At 72.6% G+C, this 22,441-nt stretch carries 20 protein-coding genes and 2 tRNA genes; 3 read left to right on the top strand and 19 right to left on the bottom strand.

Annotated features, from left to right (window positions below; genetic code table 11):
• Positions 1–28 precede the first annotated feature (28 nt).
• The 7 genes from ACLHRZ_RS26055 to ACLHRZ_RS26025 all read right to left on the bottom strand — a co-directional run bounded on the left by ACLHRZ_RS26055 (position 29) and on the right by ACLHRZ_RS26025 (position 10,924).
• Entirely contained in the window at positions 29–721 is a 693-nt protein-coding gene (locus tag ACLHRZ_RS26055; RefSeq protein WP_490421081.1) for an arylamine N-acetyltransferase family protein, read from the bottom strand.
• Positions 607–3,366 (bottom strand): ComEC/Rec2 family competence protein, encoded by a 2,760-nt coding sequence (locus ACLHRZ_RS26050; RefSeq protein WP_490420943.1) that lies wholly within the window; start codon positions 3,364–3,366, stop codon positions 607–609. Before ACLHRZ_RS26050 ends, ACLHRZ_RS26055 begins: the two co-directional genes overlap by 115 nt.
• Positions 3,363–4,019 (bottom strand): ComEA family DNA-binding protein, encoded by a 657-nt coding sequence (locus ACLHRZ_RS26045; protein WP_490420942.1) that lies wholly within the window; start codon positions 4,017–4,019, stop codon positions 3,363–3,365. The genes ACLHRZ_RS26050 and ACLHRZ_RS26045 overlap by 4 nt, the downstream gene beginning before the upstream one ends.
• 111 nt (positions 4,020–4,130) lie before the next feature.
• Positions 4,131–4,976, bottom strand: coding sequence for a DegV family protein (locus ACLHRZ_RS26040; protein ID WP_490420941.1), 846 nt, complete (start codon positions 4,974–4,976; stop codon positions 4,131–4,133).
• Between the two features lie 60 nt (positions 4,977–5,036).
• Positions 5,037–5,732, bottom strand: coding sequence for a hypothetical protein (locus ACLHRZ_RS26035; RefSeq protein WP_490420940.1), 696 nt, complete (start codon positions 5,730–5,732; stop codon positions 5,037–5,039).
• A gap of 123 nt (positions 5,733–5,855) precedes the next feature.
• The gene (gene leuS / locus ACLHRZ_RS26030; RefSeq protein WP_490420939.1) at positions 5,856–8,708 is read right to left on the bottom strand and encodes a leucine--tRNA ligase; all 2,853 of its coding nucleotides are present in this window, start codon (positions 8,706–8,708) and stop codon (positions 5,856–5,858) included.
• A 248-nt stretch (positions 8,709–8,956) separates the two neighbouring features.
• On the bottom strand, positions 8,957–10,924 hold the full coding sequence (locus tag ACLHRZ_RS26025) for a S53 family peptidase (protein ID WP_490420938.1): 1,968 nt from the start codon (positions 10,922–10,924) through the stop codon (positions 8,957–8,959).
• A gap of 280 nt (positions 10,925–11,204) precedes the next feature.
• Here ACLHRZ_RS26025 and ACLHRZ_RS26020 point away from each other — a divergent pair, with 280 nt between their 5' ends.
• Together ACLHRZ_RS26020 and ACLHRZ_RS26015 are read left to right on the top strand one after the other, a co-directional pair.
• A complete protein-coding gene (locus tag ACLHRZ_RS26020) occupies positions 11,205–11,822 on the top strand; it encodes a hypothetical protein (RefSeq protein WP_490420937.1) in 618 nt (205 codons plus the stop codon).
• Entirely contained in the window at positions 11,819–13,243 is a 1,425-nt protein-coding gene (locus ACLHRZ_RS26015) for an NADH-ubiquinone oxidoreductase-F iron-sulfur binding region domain-containing protein (protein ID WP_490420936.1), read from the top strand. The genes ACLHRZ_RS26020 and ACLHRZ_RS26015 overlap by 4 nt, the downstream gene beginning before the upstream one ends.
• Positions 13,244–13,279: 36 nt before the next feature.
• Here ACLHRZ_RS26015 and ACLHRZ_RS26010 read toward each other — a convergent pair.
• From ACLHRZ_RS26010 to ACLHRZ_RS25970, 9 genes are all read right to left on the bottom strand, one after another.
• A tRNA-Ala gene (locus tag ACLHRZ_RS26010) sits at positions 13,280–13,352 on the bottom strand.
• A 149-nt stretch (positions 13,353–13,501) separates the two neighbouring features.
• The gene (locus ACLHRZ_RS26005) at positions 13,502–13,735 is read right to left on the bottom strand and encodes a hypothetical protein (protein WP_171088339.1); all 234 of its coding nucleotides are present in this window, start codon (positions 13,733–13,735) and stop codon (positions 13,502–13,504) included.
• Between the two features lie 124 nt (positions 13,736–13,859).
• Positions 13,860–13,932 (bottom strand) — tRNA-Ala (locus ACLHRZ_RS26000).
• A 102-nt stretch (positions 13,933–14,034) separates the two neighbouring features.
• A complete protein-coding gene (locus ACLHRZ_RS25995) occupies positions 14,035–14,688 on the bottom strand; it encodes a histidine phosphatase family protein (protein WP_490421080.1) in 654 nt (217 codons plus the stop codon).
• On the bottom strand, positions 14,685–15,125 hold the full coding sequence (rsfS, locus tag ACLHRZ_RS25990; protein ID WP_490420935.1) for a ribosome silencing factor: 441 nt from the start codon (positions 15,123–15,125) through the stop codon (positions 14,685–14,687). Before rsfS ends, ACLHRZ_RS25995 begins: the two co-directional genes overlap by 4 nt.
• Before the next feature lie 111 nt (positions 15,126–15,236).
• On the bottom strand, positions 15,237–16,784 hold the full coding sequence (locus ACLHRZ_RS25985; RefSeq protein WP_490420934.1) for an LCP family protein: 1,548 nt from the start codon (positions 16,782–16,784) through the stop codon (positions 15,237–15,239).
• A 42-nt stretch (positions 16,785–16,826) separates the two neighbouring features.
• A complete protein-coding gene (nadD, locus tag ACLHRZ_RS25980) occupies positions 16,827–17,438 on the bottom strand; it encodes a nicotinate-nucleotide adenylyltransferase (protein WP_490420933.1) in 612 nt (203 codons plus the stop codon).
• Positions 17,439–17,493: 55 nt separating this feature from the next.
• Positions 17,494–17,655 carry a hypothetical protein gene (locus tag ACLHRZ_RS25975; RefSeq protein ID WP_490420932.1) on the bottom strand — a complete coding sequence of 54 codons (162 nt, stop codon included), beginning with the start codon at positions 17,653–17,655 and terminating at the stop codon, positions 17,494–17,496.
• Positions 17,656–17,770: 115 nt separating this feature from the next.
• On the bottom strand, positions 17,771–17,941 hold the full coding sequence (locus ACLHRZ_RS25970; protein ID WP_490420931.1) for a hypothetical protein: 171 nt from the start codon (positions 17,939–17,941) through the stop codon (positions 17,771–17,773).
• A gap of 90 nt (positions 17,942–18,031) precedes the next feature.
• On the opposite strand from ACLHRZ_RS25970, the gene ACLHRZ_RS25965 reads away from it, so the two are divergent.
• Positions 18,032–19,066 carry a M48 family metallopeptidase gene (locus ACLHRZ_RS25965; protein ID WP_490420930.1) on the top strand — a complete coding sequence of 345 codons (1,035 nt, stop codon included), beginning with the start codon at positions 18,032–18,034 and terminating at the stop codon, positions 19,064–19,066.
• Here the strand turns inward: ACLHRZ_RS25965 and ACLHRZ_RS25960 are convergent.
• The 3 genes from ACLHRZ_RS25960 to ACLHRZ_RS25950 all read right to left on the bottom strand — a co-directional run bounded on the left by ACLHRZ_RS25960 (position 19,063) and on the right by ACLHRZ_RS25950 (position 22,377).
• Positions 19,063–20,139 carry an SCO2583 family membrane protein gene (locus ACLHRZ_RS25960; protein WP_490420929.1) on the bottom strand — a complete coding sequence of 359 codons (1,077 nt, stop codon included), beginning with the start codon at positions 20,137–20,139 and terminating at the stop codon, positions 19,063–19,065. The genes ACLHRZ_RS25965 and ACLHRZ_RS25960 overlap by 4 nt on opposite strands.
• A 140-nt stretch (positions 20,140–20,279) precedes the next feature.
• Complete coding sequence (locus ACLHRZ_RS25955; RefSeq protein WP_490420928.1) at positions 20,280–20,849, bottom strand: SCO2584 family spore wall biosynthesis protein; 570 nt, start codon at positions 20,847–20,849, stop codon at positions 20,280–20,282.
• Positions 20,850–21,075: 226 nt separating this feature from the next.
• Complete coding sequence (locus tag ACLHRZ_RS25950; RefSeq protein WP_490420927.1) at positions 21,076–22,377, bottom strand: glutamate-5-semialdehyde dehydrogenase; 1,302 nt, start codon at positions 22,375–22,377, stop codon at positions 21,076–21,078.
• Positions 22,378–22,441 lie beyond the last annotated feature (64 nt).

The following is a 22,441-nucleotide window of genomic DNA, read 5'->3' as shown; positions in this document are numbered from 1 at the left end:
CGGCCGGAGGCGTGACGCGGGCCGCGGGCTAGGGCCTGTCCGAGGACTCGCGGAGCTCCGGCACCCGGTCGAGGCTGATGCCGAAGTGCTTCCGGTACGCGCCGAGGACCTCGTCCTCGGCGAGCGTCCGCTCCAGCTTTCCGGAGGCATCGGTGATCACCAGCTTGCGGCCGCTGAGCGTGACCCGGTCCGTGCCCGTCCCCGTCGGCCGGGAGCAGACCAGCGACCGGGTGAAGGGCGACTGCGGCGACGTCCGGTGCCACCAGCAGCCGGGCTCGAAGTCGGCCAGCTCCCTGGGGCGTTGCTCCAGCCGGTACTGCAGCTTGCCGTCCTTGAACACCTCCAGGTCGTCCCCCTCTCCCCCTCCGGCCTCCGCTATGCGGAACACACCTCCCGGGTCGCTCTGATCGCCTCGCTCGCGGTAGTCCAGCGGGTAGAGGCTGTGCGAGCCGGCACCGACGTCCACCAGCCACGAGCGCGGGGCCTCCGCCGCCCCGCCCTGTCCCGTCTCCACGCGCAGCGCCAGGTGGTCGTAGGGGATGCCCAGCGATCCGTCCGGCATCACCATCCGCGCAGCCAGCAGGCCCACCCGGTAACCGAGGGCGGTCAACAGGTGGGCGAAGGCGCCGTTGAGCTCGTAGCAGAAGCCACCGCGCCCGGCCTGCACCACCTTCTCCACGAGGGCCTCGCCCTCCAGCACGATCTCCTCTCCCCGATGGATCGACAGGTTCTCGAACGGCACCGCGACGATGTGCCGGAAGTGGAGCTCACGCAGCGCCTCCGCATCGGGGGCGGGCGGGCGCGGGACGTCGATGCGGCGGAGGTAGGCGTCAATGCCGGTGGAATCCATGGTTCAGTTATGCCGCATGCGGCACAGCCCCGGCATCGGGCCCGGGTCCTACGTCTGCGGCCGCGGCCTGCGGTGACGGCCGCCGCCGAGCCCGTCACGGCCACCGCACCGTCGGTGTCCGTCCGCAGCACCGCCGCGCCCTGCGCCCTCAGCACGGCGACCGTCGCCGCCGCGGGGTGGCCGTAGCGGTTGTGCGCGCCGACCGAGATCAGGGCCAGCCGGGGGTGCAGGGCCCGCAGCAACTGCACGTCCTGGTGCGCGGAACCGTGGTGGGCGACCTTGAGGACGTCCACCGGCGGCAGGCCGGGATACGCCTCCGACAGGGCCTGCTGCGCGGGCGGTTCGAGGTCCCCGAGCAGGAGCAGCGTGAGGCCCGCGGTGCGGACGAGCAGCACGAGGCTGGCGTCGTTGGGCCCGTCCTCGGCCGCCGCGGAGGCGCCCGCCGACGGCGGCCACAGCACCTCCCACGACAGGTCCCCGAGCTGCCGCCGCTCCCCCGCCACGCCCTCGGTCACCGGGACGTTCGCCTGCGCGGCGGCACGCCGCACGAACGCGGCCCTGCCGGGCGGCCGGGCGAACGGCGTCGTCTCGATCATCCCGACCGCGCGACCGTGCAGCACGCCCGGCAGCCCGTCGACGTGGTCGGCGTGAAAATGGCTCAGGAGAAGCAGCGGAACCCTCTCGATCTGCAGCGCCCGCAAGCAGCCGTCCACGGCGTGCGGATCGGGCCCGGCGTCCACGACCACGGCGGCCCCGTCGCCCGCGGCGAGGACCAGGGCGTCCCCTTGGCCCACGTCGCAGGCGGCCAGCCGCCATCCGGAGGGCGGCCAGCCCGTGACGGCCCGGGTGAGGGGGGCCGGGCGGACGACCGTCAGCAGCAGGAGCAGGGCCAGCGCCGCGCAGGCCCAGGGCCTGCGGAGCAGCCGTACCCGGCGGGCGGCCGGGACGGCGGCCGCCGTGATCACGGCCAGCAGCAGGCAGCCGGGCCAGCCGCCCGGCCAGGGCAGCGCGGCCCCCGGGAGCGCCGCGCCCGTGCGGGCCACGACCGCGGTCCAGGAGGCGGGCCAGCCGGCCAGCCAGGCAAGGCACTTGGCGGCGGGCAGCGCGACCGGGGCCGCGGCCATGGCCGCGAAGCCCAGCACCGTGGCGGCGGCGACCGCCGGCTCGGAGAGCAGATTGCACGGGACCGCCACCAGGCTCACCTGTGCCGCCAACAGGGCGATCACGGGCCCGCAGACGGCCTGCGCCGCTCCCGCGGCGGCGACCGCCTCCGCCAACCGGGGCCGCAGACCGCGCCGTTGGAGCGCCTCGCTCCAACGGGGCGCCAGGGTCAGCAGGGCGCCGGTCGCCAGGACCGAGAGCAGGAAGCCGTAACTCCTCGCCAGCCAGGGGTCGAAGAGCACCAGCAGGAGCACGGCCGCCGCCAGCGCGGGCAGCAGGCTGCGGCGGCGGCCGCTGCCGAGCGCCAGCAGCGTGATCAGTCCGCAGGCGGCGGCGCGCAGCACGCTCGGGTCGGGGCGGCAGACGACCACGAAGCCGAGCGACAGCGCTCCGCCCAGCAGCGCGGTGAGCCGCAACGGCAGGCCGAGGCGTGCCGCGAGGCCGCGGCGCTCGGCGCGGGCGGAGAGGTGGGAGGGGCCGATGAGCAGGGCGAGCAGGATGGTGAAGTTGCCGCCGGAGACGGCGAGGAGGTGGGTGAGGTCGGTGGCGCGGAAGGCGTCGTCGAGGTCCGCGGAGATGCGGGAGGTGTCCCCGACCACCAGGCCGGGCAGGAGGGCCCGTGCGTCCGGGGCGAGGCCGTCGGTGGCCCGGCGCAGGCCGGAGCGGAGCCGGGCGGCGGCACGCTGGAGCGCGGTCGGCGGGGCGATGACGTTCGGGGGCTCCCGGCCGTTGACGCGGACGACCGCGCCGATGCGGTCGGCGGCTCCGCCGCGGGTGGGCGGCGCGAGTCTGCCGGTGAGCCGGAGCCTGGTCGAGGGCAGGAGGCCCAGCCAGGACCGGTGTCCGGCCATCACGAGCACCGGGGTGCGGAGCGCGGTCGTGCCGGCCGGGCCGTCGAGGCGGGTGGCGTCGGCCGCCAGGACGACGGTGGAGTCGGCGCGGGCGCTGCGAGCGGTACGGGGGTCGTCGGTGACGGTCACCTCCAGGGTCACCTCCGCGGCGCGGCGGGCGAGTCGGGGCAGGGGGCCCCGGTGAACGGCGGTCCCGGCCAGGGCACCGGCCGTCGCGCCTGCACAGGCACAGAGAAGAGCGGCGGCGAGGGCCACCGCGGTGGCAGTGGTGCGGTGCCGGACCGCCAGGGCGGTGGCCGCGGCCAGGGCGACGGCACAGGCGAGGGCGACGACGAACGGGCTCGCGCTCAGGGCAAGGGCGGCGCCCAGCCAGGCGGTGATCGCAGGGGCGATCAACCGGAGGTCGGGCAGAGGGTCTTGGGGCGGGGCGGTGTCGGGTGCGGGTGCCGGTGCGGGTGCCGGCCCGGTCTCCGGAGTGCCCCCGACGCCGGCCGCAGGCCTCATGGCTGGACCAACGCCCGGAGATCCGCGAACCGATGCGCGCCGATGCCCGTGACCTGGCGGAGGTCCGTGACCTCGCGGAAGCCGCCGTGCTGGGTGCGGTAGTCCAGGATGCGCTTCGCCAGGACCGGGCCCACGCCCGGGAGGGACTGGAGCTGTTCCTGCGTCGCCGAGTTGAGGCTGACCGGGCCTCCCGGCGCGCCGCCCGGGGCCGCCGCCTGCGGGGCGCCCACCACGATCTGTTCGCCGTCGGCCAGGACCCGGGCCCGGTTGAGGGCCGTCGTGTCCGTGCCGGGGCGGGCGCCGCCCGCCGCCTCCAGGGCGTCGGCCACCCTCGCGCCCTGCGGCAGGTGCAGCACCCCGGGGTGCTGCACCTTGCCCGCGACGTCCACCACGACCGTCCTGCGCACCGCAGGCGACACCGCTGCCGCCACCGGCATCGCCTCGCGCGGCGGCGGGCGCACCGGCTGCGGGCGGTCCTGCCAGAAGTGGTACGCGGCGAAGACGGCCGCCGCCACCAGGACCACCGTCAGCGCGGCCAGCGTCCTCGGCTCGAAGCCGCATCTCGTCTGCACCCACAGCGGGATGCGCTCCCGTGCCGCAAGCCGCCAGTCGCCGCGGGGCGTTGTCGTGGGAGTCATGGGAATCGTCGTCATGGAGCGACCGTAGGGCGGTTGCGGCATTCCCGCTGAGACGGCCCAAATTCCGTGGATAACCGCGCAGTTGTGGATAACTTCGTCACCCACGCGCGGCCACCCGCACCCCCGCTACCTCGGCGAGACCACGACTCCCAGCAGCCCCGGCCCCGTGTGCGCCCCGATCACCGCACCCACCTCGCTCACGTGGAGCTCCACCACGCCGGGCACCCGGTCCCGCAGCCGCTCCGCGAGCTGCTCCGCGCGCTCGGGGGCGGCGAGGTGGTGGACGGCGATGTCCACGGGGGCCGCCGCGGCGCGCTCGACCGCGATCTCCTCCAGGCGGGCGATCGCCTTGGACGCCGTGCGGACCTTCTCGCGCAGCTCGATGCGGCCGCCGTCCAGCTGCAGCAGCGGTTTGACGGCGAGCGCCGAGCCCAGCAGCGCCTGTGCGGCACCGATACGGCCGCCGCGGCGCAGGTAGTCGAGGGTGTCGACGTAGAAGTAGGCGGCCGTGCCCTGCGCCCGCTTCTCCGCGGCGGCCACGGCCTCGTCGAGGGTGCCGCCCGCCCGGGCCGTCCCGGCCGCGGCCAGGGCGCAGAAGCCCAGGGCCATCGCGACCATGCCGGTGTCCACGACCCGCACCGGCACCGGCGCCTCGCGCGCCGCGAGGACCGCCGCGTCGTAGGTGCCGGAGAACTCGGCGGAGAGGTGGAGGGAGACGATGCCCTCGGCGCCCGCCTGTGCCGCGGCGCGGTACGCGGCGGCGAAGACCTCGGGGCCGGGGCGCGACGTGGTGACGGGCCTGCGCTTCTGCAGGGCCTGGGCGACCGATCTGGCCGAGATCTCCGTGCCCTCCTGGAGCGCCTCGTCGCCCAGGACCACCGTCAGCGGGACGGCCGTGATGCCGTTCCGCAACATCGCCTCCTGCGGCAGGTAGGCCGTGGAATCGGTGATGATCGCGACATGGCGGGACATGCTCCGGAGGTTACCCGCCGGGCCGCCCGGGCGGCAGCGCGGCCCGGGTCCTCATGATCGTCAAGTGGTGCTTTCCGGCCGCCGGGCCTTCTGCCAGCTGTACCCCGCCTGACGCCAGACATTCCTGCCGTCGATCGCCGCACGCCGGGGCTCGGGCCCGGGCCCGGATCCGCCCGCCTCCGCCGCCTTCTCCTCCGGCTTGTCGACGGGCTCCGTGTCCCAGTGCCGCAGCGCGCCGGACTCCATCCGGATCTGCTCGCTCAGCGTCGCCAGGTCGTCGTCCGCGAACTGCCGGGCCCTGTCCTGCGCGGCCCACCGCAGCGAGTCGGCGGACTGCGTGATGCTCTGCGTGCGCTCCCGCAGCGAGGGCAGGCAGGCGGCGATGCGGGCCTTGTCCGGCTCGTCCTCCAGGCGCCTGAGGTCCTCGTCGAGCTCCCGGCCGTGCGTGCTCAGGCGCTCGAAGAGGGCCAGCGACTCCGACAGGGAGGCGTCCTCCACGACGCCGGCGCGCAGCGCCTCCTGCGTGGCACGCATGGACGTGCGCAGCGACAGCCGCAGCTGGGCGACCTCGCCGGCCGCGCCCGGCTGGGTGTACTGCTTGGCCTTCAGCCGGGTGTCCTCGACGGTGCGACGGGCCTCGGTGACCGTGCGGTCGACGCCGCGCTTGACGGCCCGGACCGCTTTGACCGTGCCGATCACTGCGAAGGCGATGAAGAGCGCACAGGTCACAGCGATGATCGCGGCCACGGCTACCATGCTTGCTCCTCGGCGAGGTCGGAGTGCGGGACGGAGTTCGTTGCCTCCACCGTAAACGCAACGGGCAGGCCGGCGGTTCCGAACGAACCCCCAACCTGCCCGTAGGGACAAACCCCTAGCCCGTTACGCAGGGACGATGTTCACCAGCTTCGGGGCCCGCACGACGACCTTGCGGATCCCCGCGCCGCCCAGGGCGGCGACGACGGCCGGGTCGCCCAGGGCGACCTTCTCCAGCTCCTCGTCGGAGATCGCCGGCGGCACCTCCAGACGGGCCTTGACCTTGCCCTTGAGCTGGACGACGCAGGTCACGGTCTCGTCCACGACGTAGGCCGGGTCGGCGACCGGGAAGCCCCGGTGGACGACCGAGTCCCGGTGGCCGAGCCTGCGCCACAGCTCCTCGGCGATGTGCGGGGCCAGCGGGGCGATCAGCAGCACCAGCTGCTCGGCGACGGACCGCGGGACCTCGTCCAGCTTGGTCACGAAGTTGTTCAGCTCGGTGAACTTGGCGATGGCGGTGTTGAACCGCAGGTTCGCCATGTCCTGGCCGATGCCGTCGACGGCCTTGTGCAGGGCGCGCAGCGTCGCCTCGTCGGGCTCGGCGTCGACGACCGTGACCTCGCCGGTGGCCTCGTCCACCACGTTGCGCCACAGGCGCTGCAGCAGGCGGTACTGGCCGACGACGGCACGGGTGTCCCAGGGGCGCGAGACGTCCAGGGGGCCCATGGCCATCTCGTACAGGCGCAGCGTGTCCGCACCGTACTCGGCGCAGATCTCGTCCGGCGTGACGGCGTTCTTCAGGGACTTGCCCATCTTGCCGAGCAGTCGGCTGACCTTGCCGCCCTCGTAGTAGAACGCGCCGCCGTCGCGCTCCTCGACCTCCGCCGCGGGCACGGCGATGCCGCGCGCATCGCGGTAGACGTAGGCCTGGATCATGCCCTGGTTGAAGAGCTTGTGGAACGGCTCGGAGGACGAGACGTGGCCCAGGTCGAAGAGCATCTTGGACCAGAAGCGGGCGTACAGCAGGTGCAGCACGGCGTGCTCGGCGCCGCCGACGTACAGGTCGACACCGCCCAGGGGCTGCCCCTCGCGCGGGCCCATCCAGTAGCGCTCGGCCTCCTCGGAGACCAGCTGCTCGCTGTTGTGCGGGTCCAGGTAGCGCAGCTCGTACCAGCACGAACCGGCCCAGTTGGGCATGGTATTGGTCTCGCGGCGGTACGGCTTCGGCCCGTCGCCCAGGTCCAGGGTGACGTTGACCCACTCCTCGTTGCGGGAGAGCGGGGTCTCCGGCGAGGTGTCGGCGTCGTCCGGGTCGAAGGTGCGCGGCGAGTAGTCGTCGACCTCCGGCAGCTCCAGCGGGAGCATCGACTCGGGCAGCGCGTGGGCGACGCCGTTCTCGTCGTAGACGATCGGGAAGGGCTCGCCCCAGTAGCGCTGGCGGCTGAACAGCCAGTCGCGCAGCCTGAAGTTGACGGTGCCCTCGCCGATGCCGCGCTCGGCCAGGTACGCGATGACGGTGCGCTTGGCCTCGTCGACCTGCATGCCGTTCAGGTCGATCTCGGCGTTGGCGGAGTTGATGGCCGGGCCCTGGCCGGTGTAGGCCTCGCCCTCCCAGCCCTCGGGCGGCTGCACGGTGCGGACGACCGGCAGCTCGAAGGCGGTCGCGAACTCCCAGTCGCGCTCGTCCTGGCCGGGGACGGCCATGATCGCGCCGGTGCCGTAACCCATCAGCACGTAGTCGCCGACGAAGACGGGAACGCGCTCGCCGGTCAGCGGGTTGGCGGCGTACGCACCGGTGAAGACACCGGTCTTGTCCTTGCCCTCGGTCTGGCGCTCGACGTCGGTCTTGGACTGCGCCTGCTTGCGGTAGGCGGCGACCGCCTCGGCCGGGGTTGCGGCACCGCCGGTCCACATCTCCTTCGTGCCCTCCGGCCATGCGGCCGGGACGATGGAGTCGATCAGGTCGTGCTCCGGGGCCAGCACCATGTAGGTGGCGCCGAACAGGGTGTCCGGGCGGGTGGTGAAGACGGTGATCTTCGCGTCCGAGCCGTCGGTCACCCGGAAGTCGACGCGGGCGCCCTCGCTGCGGCCGATCCAGTTGCGCTGCTGCAGCTTGATGGCCTCCGGCCAGTCCAGCGGCTCCAGGTCCTCCAGCAGGCGGTCCGCGTAGGCGGTGATCCGCATGTTCCACTGGCGCAGCTTGGCCTTGAAGACCGGGTAGTTGCCGCGCTCGGAGCGGCCGTCGGAGGTGACCTCCTCGTTGGCCAGCACCGTGCCCAGGCCGGGGCACCAGTTGACCGGCGCGTCCGACGCGTACGCCAGGCGGTACCCGCCCAGCACCTCGTCGCGCTCGGCGGCGCTCAGCCCGCTCCACGCCCGGCCTCCGGGGACCTCGCGCTCGCCGCTCTCGAACTGCGTGATCAGCTCACCGATCGGACGCGCCTTGCGGGCGCTGTCGTCGTACCAGGAGTTGAAGATCTGCAGGAAGATCCACTGGGTCCACTTGTAGTACTCCGGGTCGATCGTGGCGAACGACCGGCGCTTGTCGTGGCCCAGGCCCAGCCGCCGCAGCTGGGCCTTCATGTTCTCCATGTTGGCCTCGGTGGAGACCCGCGGGTGGGTGCCGGTCTGCACGGCGTACTGTTCGGCGGGCAGGCCGAAGGCGTCGAAGCCGAGGGTGTGCAGGACGTTGTGCCCCGTCATGCGGTGGTAGCGCGCGTAGACGTCGGTGGCGATGTAGCCGAGCGGATGGCCGACGTGCAGGCCCGCACCGGAGGGGTACGGGAACATGTCCATGATGAACTTCTTGGGCCGCGCCACGACGGCCGGGTCGCCGGCCAGCTCACCGCCGGGGTTCGGCGCCGCGTAGGTGCCGTCGGCGTCCCAGACGTCCTGCCAGCGCGCCTCGATGTCAGCGGCCAGCGCGGCCGTGTAGCGGTGCGGCGCAGCCACCTCGGCGGCGGTTGTGGTCTCGCTCATCGTCCTCAAAGCTCCATCGATCGTCGTCTCTGCCTGCCCGGAAACGAAAAATCCCCTCGCACAGGAGGGGACGCCGCGCCGATTCCGACCGGAGGTCACCGGTCGGCGCTGATCAGCGCGGCTCGCTAAGCAGGAGGCGTACGGCACGCATGCGGTCAGGTTACACCGGCGGCGTCAGGGCCCGCACCGAGGTGACGGGCCCTGACGCGCTGATCAGTGATGCACCGGTGACGCAGCGCTGCCGGTCGTCAGTGGCGCGAGCGCGGCACGTACGAGGTCACGTAGTCGTCGGCCGGGGTGCCGACGCCGGTGACGTTGTCGTAGCCCACGGTGGCCGAGAGCGAGCTGTCGCCGCCGAAGCTGCGCAGCGAGACGACCGTGCCGCCCTTGGCGTCGACACCGTTGACGAAGTCCACGCGCGCGTTGGCGATGCCCTGCCCCTGGCCCAGCGGGTGGTCGGTGACGTCGTGGTACGCGGAGGTGCCGTAGCGGTCGTAGATGCCCGGGTTGGCGAAGCCGATCGGCGCGCCGCCGCGTGCCTGCTGCGCCAGGGCCTGGACGCCCGCGATCACCGGGGCGGCGAGCGAGGTGCCGCCGATGCGGTACTCGTCGTACTTCACGGCGCCGTCGGGGAAGGTCTGGGTCTGGCCGACCAGGAAGCCGGTGGTGGAGTCGGCGACGGCTGCGATGTCCGGCACGACGCGCATCGGCTTGGCGGTGCCGTTGATCTTCGACAGCGTGTCCGGGACCACGTTGCGCTGGTAGAACGGCTGGTCGTAGAGGGTGCTGGTGCCGCCGCCCGCGCCACCGGTGAAGTCACCGGGGAAGTTGGCCCAGTTCTGGCCGTCCTGGGACAGCGGGGACTTGTGCGTGCCCCAGCCGGTCTCCCACAAGTACTTGTTGCCCTTGCCGACGGCGAGCGAGGTGCCGCCGACGGTGGTGACCCACGGGGAGTTGGCGGGCGAGTCGACGGTCTTCGCGCCGTGCTTGGCGGCGTTGTCGCCGTCGTCACCGGAGGAGAAGTAGAAGCCGATGCCCTCGACGGCGCCCTGCTGGAAGAGCTGGTCGTAGGCGGCCGCCACGTCCGGGGACTCGTTGGCCTCCACGTCGCCCCAGGAGTTGGAGACGATGTCGGCCAGGCGGTTGTCGACGACCTTGTGCAGGGAGTCGATCAGGTCGTCGTCCATGCAGGACTTGCCGCCGACGTAGACGATGTCGGCGTCCGGTGCCACGGCGTGCGCGGCCTCGACGTCCAGGGTCTCCTCGCCGTACCAGCCGGACGCGTCGCACTCGTTGGGTGCGGTGTGCGACCAGTCGGAGGGCAGCACCTGCGACAGCTGGCCCTTGCGGTAGGCCTTGTCGCCGTTGCGCTTCGCGTACTCGGCGGCGTCCTTCGCGATGGTCGGCGAGGCGAACGCGTCGGTGATCGCGATGGTGACGTTCTTGCCCGTGTAGTTCTTCGCACCGTAGACGGCACGCAGCTGCTTGCCGGTGTAGCCCTTGATGGCGTACGGCGCGCTGCCGCCGTAGGCGGACGGCAGGTCGGTGTTGACCTTCGAGCCGTAGTAGGTGGAGAACGGGCCGGCGTTGCGGAAGCCGGCGCCCGGGCCGGGCAGGGTGTCGTTCCGGTGGGCCAGGCGCGGGGCGTTGTTGAGGCCCACGACGGTCAGGACGGCGTTGCCCAGGCCGGCCGGGACGGAGGCCGTCTTCGCCGGGGCGTGGTAGGTCTTGCCGTCCTTGACGTAGTTGTGGAGCTCGGTGCCGAAGGCCTTCTTGGCCGCGGCGGCGTCACCGGTGACGGTGACGTAGTGGTCGTTGGTGCCGGTCACCTTGAGGCCGGAGGACTTCAGCCACTCGGTGACCTGGGCTATCTGCGCCTTGGTCGTGCCGAAGCGGTCCTTGGCCTGCTTCGCCGTCAAGTACTTGCCGTACGAGGCCGACTTGGGGTCGGAGACGGACCGGGCGTAGTCCGCCAGCCCCTTGGCGTCCCGGCCGGCCAGGTAGACGCGGGCGGTGACGGTGTTCGAGGCGGCAGTGGTGCCGCGGTCGGCCTGGTCAGTGGCCCACTGCGGCTTGGTGCCCACCAGTGCGTGGCGGTCATGCGGACCGGAGTCGGCGTGAGCGGCCGGCATGCCGAGCGTCAGGGCTCCGGCGACCAGCGGCAGTGCTGCGGTCAGGGACAGTCCGGCGCGCGCTCTGGAACGGCTTGTTCTCAAAGAAACCCCCTGCGATGCGAGTCGTCGCAATCGTCGTGTGTGGCGTCACTCTTTCGATGAACTGTTCATCCATGGGACATGAGTTCGCCAAGAAGAGGTCAAGGAAGTTTCGAGGAAGGAGAGTAGTCGTGAATTCAAAAACCGTTTGAGGACGGTTTGTTGGGAATGCGGATACCGAACGCGGCCCGAACGGACCGACGCTAGCAGTAGTACGGGCGTGCGCAGCGAAGTTGCGCAAAGCGGACCGGACGGCCGGGTGCGGCACCTAGCGTGCCGGGCCATGGACCTCCGCCGATTACTCGACCAGACCGCCGGTGTGCTCACCCTGGTCTCGCTGACCGTCACCGTCGTCTGGGGGCTCGTCGCCGCCGACCGGATGCTCATGGGACCGCGCGGGCGACTGCTCGCCCAGGCCGTGCACCGGGCCACCGGGGTGTGCGCCCTGGGCTTCCTGCTGGCGCACATCGGCATCAAGGTGGCCGAGGCGCACGCGTCGGCGGGCGCGGCCCTGGTGCCGTTCGCCTCCGGCGGAGCACTGATCGGCCTGGGCGCCGTCGCGGCCTACCTGATGGTGCTGGCAGCGGCGACCGGGGTACTGCGCGGCGCCCTTGCCGGCCGGGGCCGTGCGGCCCGCAGGTGGCGCGCGGTGCACGCGTGCGCGTACGTGGCCTGGTGCACGGCGCTCGTCCACGGCCTGAACGCGGGCCGCACACCGGCGGGTTGGGTGACGGCCTGCTATGCGGTGTGCGTGACGGGGGTGTTGGGTGCGCTGGTGGTGCGCGTCCTCACGCCGAAGGCTGCGGGCAGGCGTTCCACAGTGCGGAAGGCGTGGGCACCACCCGCCCACCGGGCAGCACCCCACACCGGCACCCACGCCCGGCGGTCCCTGATCCCATGAACGACCTGCCCGACGTCCTCCCTCTCGGAGAGCCCCGCCTCACCGCCGGATTCGACGACCATGCCCGGCTCGACCGCCGGGCCCATCTGGCGGTGCACGGCACCGCCCCGCGGCTGAGCACCACGGAGCTCGTCGCCCTCGCGGAAGCGACCCGCCTCCGGGGCCGCGGCGGCGCAGGCTTCCCCTTCGCCCGGAAACTGCGCGCCGTCGCCGGCGGCGGCGCACCCCCTGCCGTCGTCGTCAACGGCTGCGAGGGCGAGCCCGCCTGCCGCAAAGACGCGGTCCTGCTGTGCCGCGCCCCGCATCTGGTGCTGGACGGCGCCCTGTTGGCCGCCGAGGCCCTGAGGGCCCGCACGCTCGTGGTCGGGGTGACCCGGGACGGCACGGAGACGTCCGTGCGGGACGCCCTGGCCGAGCGCGGCCTGGCCGACCGGCGCGGACGCACCTTGCGCGCCCGCGTCGTGCGCCTCCCCGAGCGCATGGTCTCCGGCGAGTCCTCCGCCCTGCTGCGCGCCGCGGACGGCGGCCCCGCGCTGCCGCCGGGCCGCCGTGTGCACGCCGCCGAGCAGGGGCTGGGCGGCGCCCCGACGCTGCTGTCCAACACCGAGACCTTCGCCCAACTCGCCCTCGCCGCCCGCCACGGAACCCTCGGCACGCTCCTGCTCACCGTCTCCGGCGCCGTCCCGCAGCCACGCGTGGCGGAGGCTCCGGACGGGGTGCCGCTGCCGTACGTCCTGCAGCGGTGCGGCGCCGAACCGGTGCCGCAGGGGGTGCTGGTCGGCGGCTACCACGGGCTCTGGCTCGACGCGGAGCACGTGGCCGGTGCCGTCCTGTCGTACGAGACCCCGGGCGCGGGCGCCGTGCTGCCGCTGCCCCCGGCGACCTGCCCGCTGGGCGAGACGGTGCGGGTGGCCCACTGGCTGGCCGCGGAGTCCGCCGGGCAGTGCGGGCCGTGCCGGCTCGGGCTGCCGTCGCTGGCGGGGGCGCTGGCGGGCGTCCTGGCGGGCGGCGGGCAGGGCGCCCTGGAGGCCGTACGGGACGCGGCGCAGGCCGTGCACGGGCGCGGGGCGTGCGGCCATCCGGACGGGGCGGCGCGGTTTCTCCTGAGCTCCCTGGCGGCCTTCACGGACGATCTGGCGTCGCACGTCCTGGGCGGCGGCTGCGGGCGCGGCACGGCGGGCGTACTGCCCCTGCCGCGGGCCGCCGGGCCGGCGCCCGCGGCCGGGGAGCGGCTGGCGGTGGACTGGACGCTGTGCGAGGGGCACGGCCTGTGCGCGGACCTGCTTCCGCAGCTCGTGCGGCTCGGCCCGGACGGCTATCCGTCGCTCGCGGACACCGCCGTGCCCGCGCACCTGCAGGTGCGCGCACAGCGGGCCGTGCGCCGCTGTCCTGCGCTGGCGCTGCGGCTCGAAAAACAGTGAGAGGGCCGTCCTTGCGGACGGCCCTCTCATCTCCTGTGGAGCTAAGGAGAATTGAACTCCTGACCTCCTGCATGCCATGCAGGCGCTCTACCAACTGAGCTATAGCCCCTTGTTTTGTTTTCCCGCCGGTTTCCCTTGCGGTCTCCCTGGCGACATGGATTACTTTACACGGACCGCACCCCCGTCTGCCAAATCGGTTGACCGGCAGCGCTTTTTGTCCGTTTTGCCCGTCGAGCCCGTTCGTCGGTCCGTGCCGGATCAGGCCGTGGCGAAGGAGTAGAACCGCTTGAGGGTGCAGTGCTCGTCGAGCAGCCGCCCGTAGATCGGTTCGCCCTCGAGTTCGCGGTAGGTCTCGATGGGGTCGCCCTTTATGATCAGCGCCCGCGCGCACTCCACACACCAGTACTGGTAAGCGGAGTTGAGCGGTTCCATGTCGCGCACGATCGGCGTCCCGCTGCCGCACCAGTCGCACTTCCGGCTGTGAGCACCCATGGGTCAGCCCGTTCCCTCCCCTTCGGCCCCGTCCGGCCCCGGACGCCCGATTCTGCCACGACGGCGCCCGGGAACAGCAACAATCCCGCCTCCCGGGGACCGGGAGACGGGATCGTCTGTCCTGTGGAGCTAAGGAGAATTGAACTCCTGACCTCCTGCATGCCATGCAGGCGCTCTACCAACTGAGCTATAGCCCCGCTGTTCTCGGTTCTTCCGGGGTTTTCCCCCGCGTTCCCCGCGAACAAGAAGAACTTTAGCCTGCCAGCTGCCCGGATGGGAAATCGGGCTCCGTGGGGCTCTCAGTCGTCGTCGCCGAGCACCGGCTCGGGCAGCGTCCCGGCATTGTGCTCCAGCAGCCGCCAGCCGCGGGCACCCTCGCCCAGCACCGACCAGCAGCAGTTGGTCAGGCCGCCGAGCGCCTCCCAGGAGTGCGACGGCAGGCCGAGCAGCCGGCCGATGGTGGTGCGGATCGTGCCGCCGTGGCTGACGACTACGAGCGTGCCGCCGTCGGGCAGCTTGTCGGCGTGCGCGAGGACGACCGGGGCGGCCCGGTCGGCGACCTCGGTCTCCAGCTCACCGCCGCCGCGGCGGACGGGCTCGCCGCGCTTCCACGCCGCGTACTCCTCGCCGTACCGCTCGATGATCTCGTCGTGCGTGAGGCCCTGCCACACGCCCGCGTAGGTCTCGCGCAGCCCGCTGTCGTGGACGACCCGGTGCCCCGTGACGGCCGACAGCTCGGCGGCGGTGTCCCGGGCGCGCACGAGGTCGGAGGCGATGATCGCGTCCGGCCCCAGCGCGGCCAGCAGCCGGGCGGCCCGGCGTGCCTGGGCCACTCCGGTCCCGGTCAGCTCGATGTCCGTCGAGCCCTGGAAGCGGCGCTCCAGGTTCCACGCCGTCTGACCGTGGCGCCACAGGACGATGCGACGGCCCCGGCCGCCCCGGCTGCCGTTCAGCTCAGCTCACCGTCCGCACCGGCCTCCGCGGCCTGTGCGCGGGCGAGCTCCTCGCCCTTGCCGCGGGTCGCGACGGCGTCGGCCGGCAGCCCGATCTCCGGGCAGTCCTTCCACAGGCGCTCCAGCGCGTAGTAGACGCGCTCCTCGCTGTGCTGCACGTGCACGACGATGTCGACGTAGTCGAGCAGCACCCAGCGGGCGTCACGGTCGCCCTCGCGGCGCACCGGCTTGGCGCCCAGGTCCTTCAGCAGCCGCTCCTCGATCTCGTCGACGATCGACTTGACCTGGCGGTCGTTGGGGGCCGACGCCAGCAGGAAGGCGTCGGTGATCGACAGCACGTCGCTGACGTCGTACGCGATGATGTCGTGCGCGAGCTTGTCGGCGGCCGCCTGGGCGGCGGCCTGGATGAGCTCGATGGAGCGGTCCGTGGCGGTCACAAGCCATGCTTTCGGTCAAGAGGGTCAGTACGCCTCAAGGGTCTCACGACCCGGCGACAGCCCTCCTGACGATTTCCCCCGCTCCCCGCCGCTCCCGGACCGGCCCCGCGCTCAGGAGCCGCCCTTGTAGTCCTTGCCCAGCACCACGGCGATGTCCGCGGTGCCCGCGCTGCCGCCCTTCTTCACCGCGCCGTCCGGCAGGCCGAGGGTCCTGGCGACCTCCTTGGCCTCCCCGGCACGCAGGTCGTCCGTGTACGTCACGGAGGACGCGGCCTCCGCGGCACCGGCCCGGCCGCCGTCGACGTAGGTGTAGCCGCCGTTGGCGAGTGCGACCTGCGCCGCCGCGGCACCGCTCTTGCCGCCTGTGGCGTCTTTCACACTCACCCGCGGTGCGGCGTTCTTGTCGGCGTTCTTCACCGTGCCGCCGAGCACGTCCTTGACCATGCCGGCGCTCTTGTCGGCGAGCGTCCCGTCCGGCTGCACGGGCAGCAGCCGGGTGTCGTACGCACCGGCCTTGGCCCGAGCCGCGAGCCCGGCGAGGGAGGCGCCGAGCTGCTTGACGGACAGCGACGGGTCGGGGATCTGGGCGAGGGACTCGACGGTCGTGGTGGCCGCGCCCGCGTCGGTGGAGATCTTCTTCAGCACGCCCTGCATGACCTGGCCGAAACGGGTCAGCTGACGGTTCGGGTCCTCGCCGTCCGCACGGTAGGTGGCGTAGGCCACGGCGGCCTGCCCGTTGAGGCTCTGCCCCGCACCCTGGGAGACGACCGGACGGTCGCCCGACGAGGCGCCCGGCACGGTGGCGTCGGCGTCCACGGTGATGCCGCCGACCAGCTGGACCAGGTTCTCCAGGTACGGCGTGTCCAGCCGCCAGCTGCCCTTGATGCCCCCGCCTAGCAGGGTGTTGAGGGCGTCGCGGGTACCGCCGGTGCCGGCGTCCTGGACGGACTTGCCCAGGGTCGTCGCCCCGCCGCCGTCCTTGGACACGATCAGGGAGTTGGGCAGCAGGACGGTCGTGCCTTTCTTGCCGCCCGCATTGTCGACCAGCAGAGCCGTCGAACTGCCGCCGCCCTTGGTCTCCTTCAGATGCACGACGACCACATCGCGCTGCTGCGCTCCGCCTGACGCTCCGGTGCCCTTCTTGTCTCCGGAGTCCGACAGCAGGAACCAGCCGACCGCCGCGCCGACGGCGAGGACCAGCACCACGACAAGGGCGATCACACGGTTGCGCCCCTTGCGCTTGCGCTCGTCACGCCGCTCGGTGCGGCTCTCGCTGAACTTGAGCCAGTCGATGACGTCTTCGGAGTCCTCGTCCGGCTCCTCGATGAACGAGAACTGCTCGGTGCGGTAGTCCGGCGCCTGGCGCGGTCCGGGGATCCTCTCCTGCTCGGCCTGCTGCACGGGCTGGGCGGCGGGCCGGGGCTGTACGTCTTGCTGTACGTGCTGCTGCGCCTGGTACGGGTCGTAGGCCTGCTGCTGAACGGGCTGACCGTACGGGTCGTAACCGTAGGACTGCTGCTGCGGCTGAGCCTGCTGGAGCGGCCGGCCGTAGGCGTCGTACACGCGCTCCGGCGCATCGGGCCGGTACACCGGCTGGCCATAGGCGTCGTAGCCGTACACCTGCGGTTGCCCTGCGTACGGGTCCTGTCGGTCGTTCACCAGTGCCCCTCGGTGCCCATCGAGTCCGGAAGTCTGCGGGACTCAGCCGTCGTGACGGTACAGCCTGCGCTTGTCGATGTAGCGCACCACACCGTCGGGCACGAGGTACCAGACGGGTTCGTGCTGCGCCACGCGCGTCCGGCAGTCGGAGGAGGAGATGGCGAGCGCCGGGACCTCCACGAAGGAGACCCGGTCCTCGGGCAGGCCGGGGTTGGCCAGTATGTGCCCGGGTCTGGTGACCCCGATGAAGTGGGCGAGCGAGAAGAGCTCGTCGGTGTCCCGCCAGGTGAGGATCTGCGCCAGGGCGTCGGCACCGGTGATGAAGAACAGGTCCGCGTTCTCGTTGAGCGACCGGAGCTCGCGCAGCGTGTCCACGGTGTAGGTGGGACCGCCGCGGTCGATGTCGATGCGGCTGACCGAGAACTGCGGGTTCGACGCGGTGGCGATCACCGTCATCAGGTAGCGGTCCTCGGCCGGGGAGACCTTCCGGTGGCTCTTCTGCCACGGCTCCCCGGTCGGCACGAAGACCACCTCGTCCAGGTGGAACTTCGCGGCCACCTCGCTCGCGGCGACCAGGTGGCCGTGGTGGATGGGGTCGAACGTTCCGCCCATCACGCCGAGCCGCCGCTTCACGGGCTCTGTCTGCTCTTCCATGCGTGCAGACCCTACTGGGCACGGCTCGGGGCCCCGCCCTCAGGGACCGGTGGGGTCAGCGGTCGCGGTTGAAGCGGGTGGTGATCCAGAGCAGGAGCAGCAGGATGACCAGGGCGGCGCCACCGGTCATGTAGGGGCTGATGCTCTTGTGGGTGTCCACGTGCTCGCCCTCGGAGGCGAGGGTGACCAGGGCTGAGTGGGCATTGGCGATGAACATCGTCGGCAGGACCTATCCGGTGACGTGGTCGGGTGGAGACTTCTGCCACATCGTATGCGGGGGCTTATGCCAACCTCACGCCGACTCCGCCAAGTCCGCGTGCGGCCGTCCCCGGTCAGTCCTTCTTGCGGTAGCCGCGCAGCAGGAACCAGGCGGTCAGCGGGACACCGATCAGGCCGACGATCAGGACCGTGCGCAGGACGGGGCCGGGGCCCACGTCCTCCTTGGAGACGGCCAGCAACACTGGGAAAGCAGGGTGAGCAGTGAAACCATCGATGAGGGGCATGCCTCAACGGTAGCCATGTCCGAGCCACGGCCTAGGCTGGGGTCCTCAGCCGGGGGACGGGCCGCGGAGCAGCCCACCGAGGGGGTCGCGATGAGTGACGGCAGTTTCGACCACAGCACCGAGCCCGCACGGGAGCGCAGGCGGTTCCCGGACATCTCCTCGCGTGCGTACGAGCATCCGGCGGACCGCTCGGCCCTGGTGGCCCTGCGCAAGCTCAGCGGTTTCGACACGGTCTTCAAGGCGCTGAGCGGCCTGCTGCCCGAGCGCAGCCTGCGGCTGCTGTACCTGTCGGACTCGGTACGGGTGAGCGAGCAGCAGTTCCCGCACCTGCACGCGATGCTGGTCGACGCGTGCGCGGTCCTGGACGTCCCCGCGCTCCCGCCGATGTACGTCACCCAGGACCCGCAGCCCAATGCGATGTGCATCGGCCTGGACGAGCCGATCATCGTGGTCACCACAGGTCTGGTGGAGCTGCTGGACGAGGAGGAGATGCGGGCCGTCGTCGGGCACGAGACGGGCCACGCGCTGTCCGGGCACGCGGTCTACCGCACGATCCTGCTGTTCCTGACGAACATGGCGCTCAAGGTCGCCTGGATCCCGCTGGGCAACATCGCGGTGATGGCCATCGTGACGGCGCTGCGCGAGTGGTTCCGCAAGTCCGAGCTGTCGGCGGACCGGGCGGGCCTGCTGGCCGGCCAGGACCTGCAGGCGTCGATGCGGGGCCTGATGAAGCTGGCGGGCGGCAACCACCTGCACCAGATGAACGTGGACGCGTTCCTCGCCCAGGCGGAGGAGTACGAACGCGGCGGCGACCTGCGCGACTCCGTACTGAAGATCATGAACGTGCTGCCGCGCAGCCATCCGTTCGCCACGGTGCGGGCGGCGGAGCTGAAGCGGTTCGCCGAGAGCCGGGACTTCCAGCGGATCATGGACGGGCACTATCCGCGCAGGTCGGAGGACAAGGAAACGTCCGTGACGGACTCCTTCAAGGAGTCCGCGAGCCACTACGCGGAGTCGGTGAAGGCGAGCAAGGACCCGCTGATGGGGCTCGTGCGGGACGTGGCCGGGGGCGTGGGTGATCTCGGCGGGAAGCTGTTCGGGCGCGGGCAGGGGAACCGGGACTAGCGGGCCGGCTCCGCACCCGGGGCCAGGGAGCCGCAGAGGGCCGTCTGGGGGACGCCCGTGGTGTACGGGTCCGTGTCGGCCGGGCCGCCGGCCGCGGCCCGCTGGCCGGCCAGCAGGGGCCTCAGGTAGGACGCGTCGTCCGCCGAGCAGGACTCCGGGCCCGCCTGCACCGCGCTCTGCAGCACCTGTACATGGTGTTCCTGCAGGTCGTCGCGGTCGAAGCGGAACTTCACGGTGCGCCGCACGGTGAACAGCGAGGCCTGGGCCGGCTGCCCGCTCCCCGGCTTCGCCGGGCGCACGGCGTAGACGAAGGTGTGGTCCGCGGAGACCTCGAGCGCCGCCGGCGAGGCCTCGGTGACGGAGAAGACGCCCTGGACCCGGACGGGCGCGTCCGCGAGGGCGACCTGGGAGGGGTCGAAGCGGACCAGCCAGCCGGTGGCCTCGTGCAGACCGTCGTCCGCGGGCCTGTCGAAGCTGCGGTCGAACTGGTCCAGCTGGTCGGGGGCCAGCAGCAGCCGGACGGTGCGCTGGGAACCGCCGGTGAGCACGGCCGGGTCGAGCGCGGACTTGACCGTGTACTCCTTGGCCGTGGCGAGCGCGGCCATCACGAGGGACTCGGAGAAATTCTGGGTGCGCCGTACGGCCGGAAGGGTGACGCCGTCGGTCCCGTCGCGGAACTTGGCGGCCGGACTGCGGTCGAGGAGCGCCCTGGCGTCCCCGCCGGGCACGGCGTCGTGCGGGGCGAGCGGGACGAGGGCGACGCGCAGCGGCTCCGCGGAGGGCGGCCTGGGCTCCTTGTAGGGGTGGCGCAGGCCCATGTAGACGGCCGTGCCGAAGGCGAGGGTGATCAATATGACCAGCAGGAGGACCTGGCGCGAGGCGCTCACGCGCACCCAGGCGTGCCGGGTGCGGACGGCCGGGGCGTGGTCGTCCATGCGCTCGCGGGCGGAGAACTCCCGGAGCCGGGCAGCACGGACGAACGATTCGTCGAAGACGACGGATCGGTACTCTTCGTCGCCACCTCCCGGGGCACCCTCGGGCGCGCCCTCAGGTGGGTCTCCAGGCCCGTCCATACCTCAAGAGTAGGTCCGTGGGGGCTTCGGTAAACGCGCTGGTACACGACAAGTTCTGACGAAAATTCACGCTACCGGGTGAACCACTGCCGGTTCCGCTTACGGGCGTGCAGAGCCTTGGCCAAGCCCTTGGGCGGCGGTCAGCCCCGGCGTGGCACGGCCGGGGCGGCCGGGGGCTCCGAGTCGGCCGAGACGGACGGGAGCGGCCCGGCGGGCGCCCCGGCCCCCGTGGTGGCGGTCGGCGGGACGGGTTCCTGGTCCCCGGCGGAGGCGGCGCCGCGGTAGACCGCGGCGAAGGCGAGGGCGACCACGCCTATGCCCATGATCACGGCGAGCACCCAGGCCACCGGGCGGCGCCAGCGGGCGTGGCCGCGGTAGGGGCCCCGGGCGTTGCCGTAGCGCCCGTAGGGGCCGTAGGCGTCGTCGGGGTCGAGCTCGTGGGCGAGGCCGGGCAGCTCCATCGCCCGGCCCGGGTGGAAGCCGTCCCCGGCGGCCTCCTCGTACGGGTCGTCGTCGGCGGGGCCGCCGCCGGAGCGGGCCCGGTCGGCGGCGAGCATCCGCTCGGCCGCCGAGGGCTCGTGGATCGCGGCGGCCCGCACGAACTCCTCGTCGAAGACCACGGAGGCGAACGGGTCGTCCGCGCCCCCGCGGCAGTGGCTGTCGGGCTCCTCGCCGTCCGGGAACGGCCTGCCCCCCACGTCGTCCGGCACCCGTTCAGAGTAGCCCCGAAGCGCTCAATCCGCGTGGGCGGTACCGGAATTGCTGCGCTGGGGGCTGTTGTTCGGGTGCGGGCCGGCTTGGGTTGCTCGCGCAGTTCCCCGCGCCCCTGACGGGGCACGACACCGCACCCCGGATCCGTGCCCCGTCAGGGGCGCGGGGAACTGCGCGACCAGCCACGGACGGCCCGCAGCCGAAGAGCCGCCCGTCCAGCGGGGCCTAGCGCCGCGTGTGCCCGTCGCCCGTCACGATGTACTTCGTCGACGTCAGCTCCGGCAGGCCCATCGGGCCGCGGGCGTGGAGCTTCTGCGTGGAGATGCCGATCTCGGCGCCGAAGCCGAACTGGCCCCCGTCGGTGAACCGCGTCGAGGCGTTGACGGCGACCGTCGTGGAGTCCACGAGTCGGGTGAAGCGGCGGGCGGCGGCCTGCGAGGTCGTGACGATGGCCTCGGTGTGGCCGGAGGTCCACAGCCGGATGTGGCGTACGGCCGCGTCCAGGTCGTCCACGACCGCGGCGGCGATGTCGTACGACAGGTACTCGGTCTCCCAGTCCTCCGCGGTGGCCGGCACCACCGTGGCCGGGGAGCCCTCCGCCAGCTCCAGCACCCGCTCGTCGCCGTGCACGGTCACCCCGGCCTCGGCGAGCGCGGCCAGCGCGCGCGGCAGGAAGCGCCCGGCGATGTCCTGGTGCACCAGCAGGGTCTCGGCGGCGTTGCACACGCTGGGGCGCTGGGCCTTGGAGTTGACCAGGATCTCGACGGCCATGTCGATGTCGGCCTCGGCGTCCACGTACACGTGGCAGTTGCCGGTGCCCGTCTCGATCACCGGGACCGTGGACTCCTGGACGACGGTGCGGATCAGTGAGGCGCCGCCGCGCGGGATCAGCACGTCGACCATGCCGCGGGCGCGCATCAGTTCGCGCACCGACTCGCGGCTCTCGCCCGGCACCAGCTGCACCGCGTCCGCCGGCAGCCCGGCGCCGCCGACCGCGTCGCGGATCACCCGCACCAGGGCGGTGTTGGAGGCGTAGGCGGAGGACGAGCCGCGCAGCAGCACGGCGTTGCCGGACTTCAGGCACAGCGCGGCGGCGTCGACCGTGACGTTGGGGCGGGCCTCGTAGATGATGCCGACGACGCCCAGCGGGACGCGGACCTGGCGCAGGTCGATGCCGTTGGGCAGGGTCGAGCCGCGCACGACCTCGCCCACCGGGTCGGGCAGCGCCGCCACGTCGCGGACGTCCTTGGCGATGGCGCGCACCCGCTCGGGCGTGAGGGTGAGCCGGTCGATGATGCCCTCGTCCGTGCCCGCGGCCCGGGCCTTCGCGACGTCCTCCGCGTTGGCGTCGACGATCTCGCGGGTGCGGACCTCCAGCGCGTCGGCGATGGCCAGCAGCGCCTCGTCCTTCGCCGACCTCGGCAGTGGCGCCAGGTCGGCGGCCGCGGCGCGGGCGCGGTAGGCGGCGCGCAGGACGGGCGACTGCGGCATCGGGTCGGCGAGGGGGGAGGGGAAGACGCTGCTCATGGCCCCGAGCCTAACCCTCGCGCCGGGGGCGGTCGGGGGGATTCCACAGTGCGGGACGCCCGCC

Source organism: Streptomyces sp. AM25 (genome assembly GCF_058146165.1).
The sequence above is the reverse complement of the archived record's forward strand: the minus strand, read 5'-3'. Positions and strand labels throughout refer to the sequence as shown.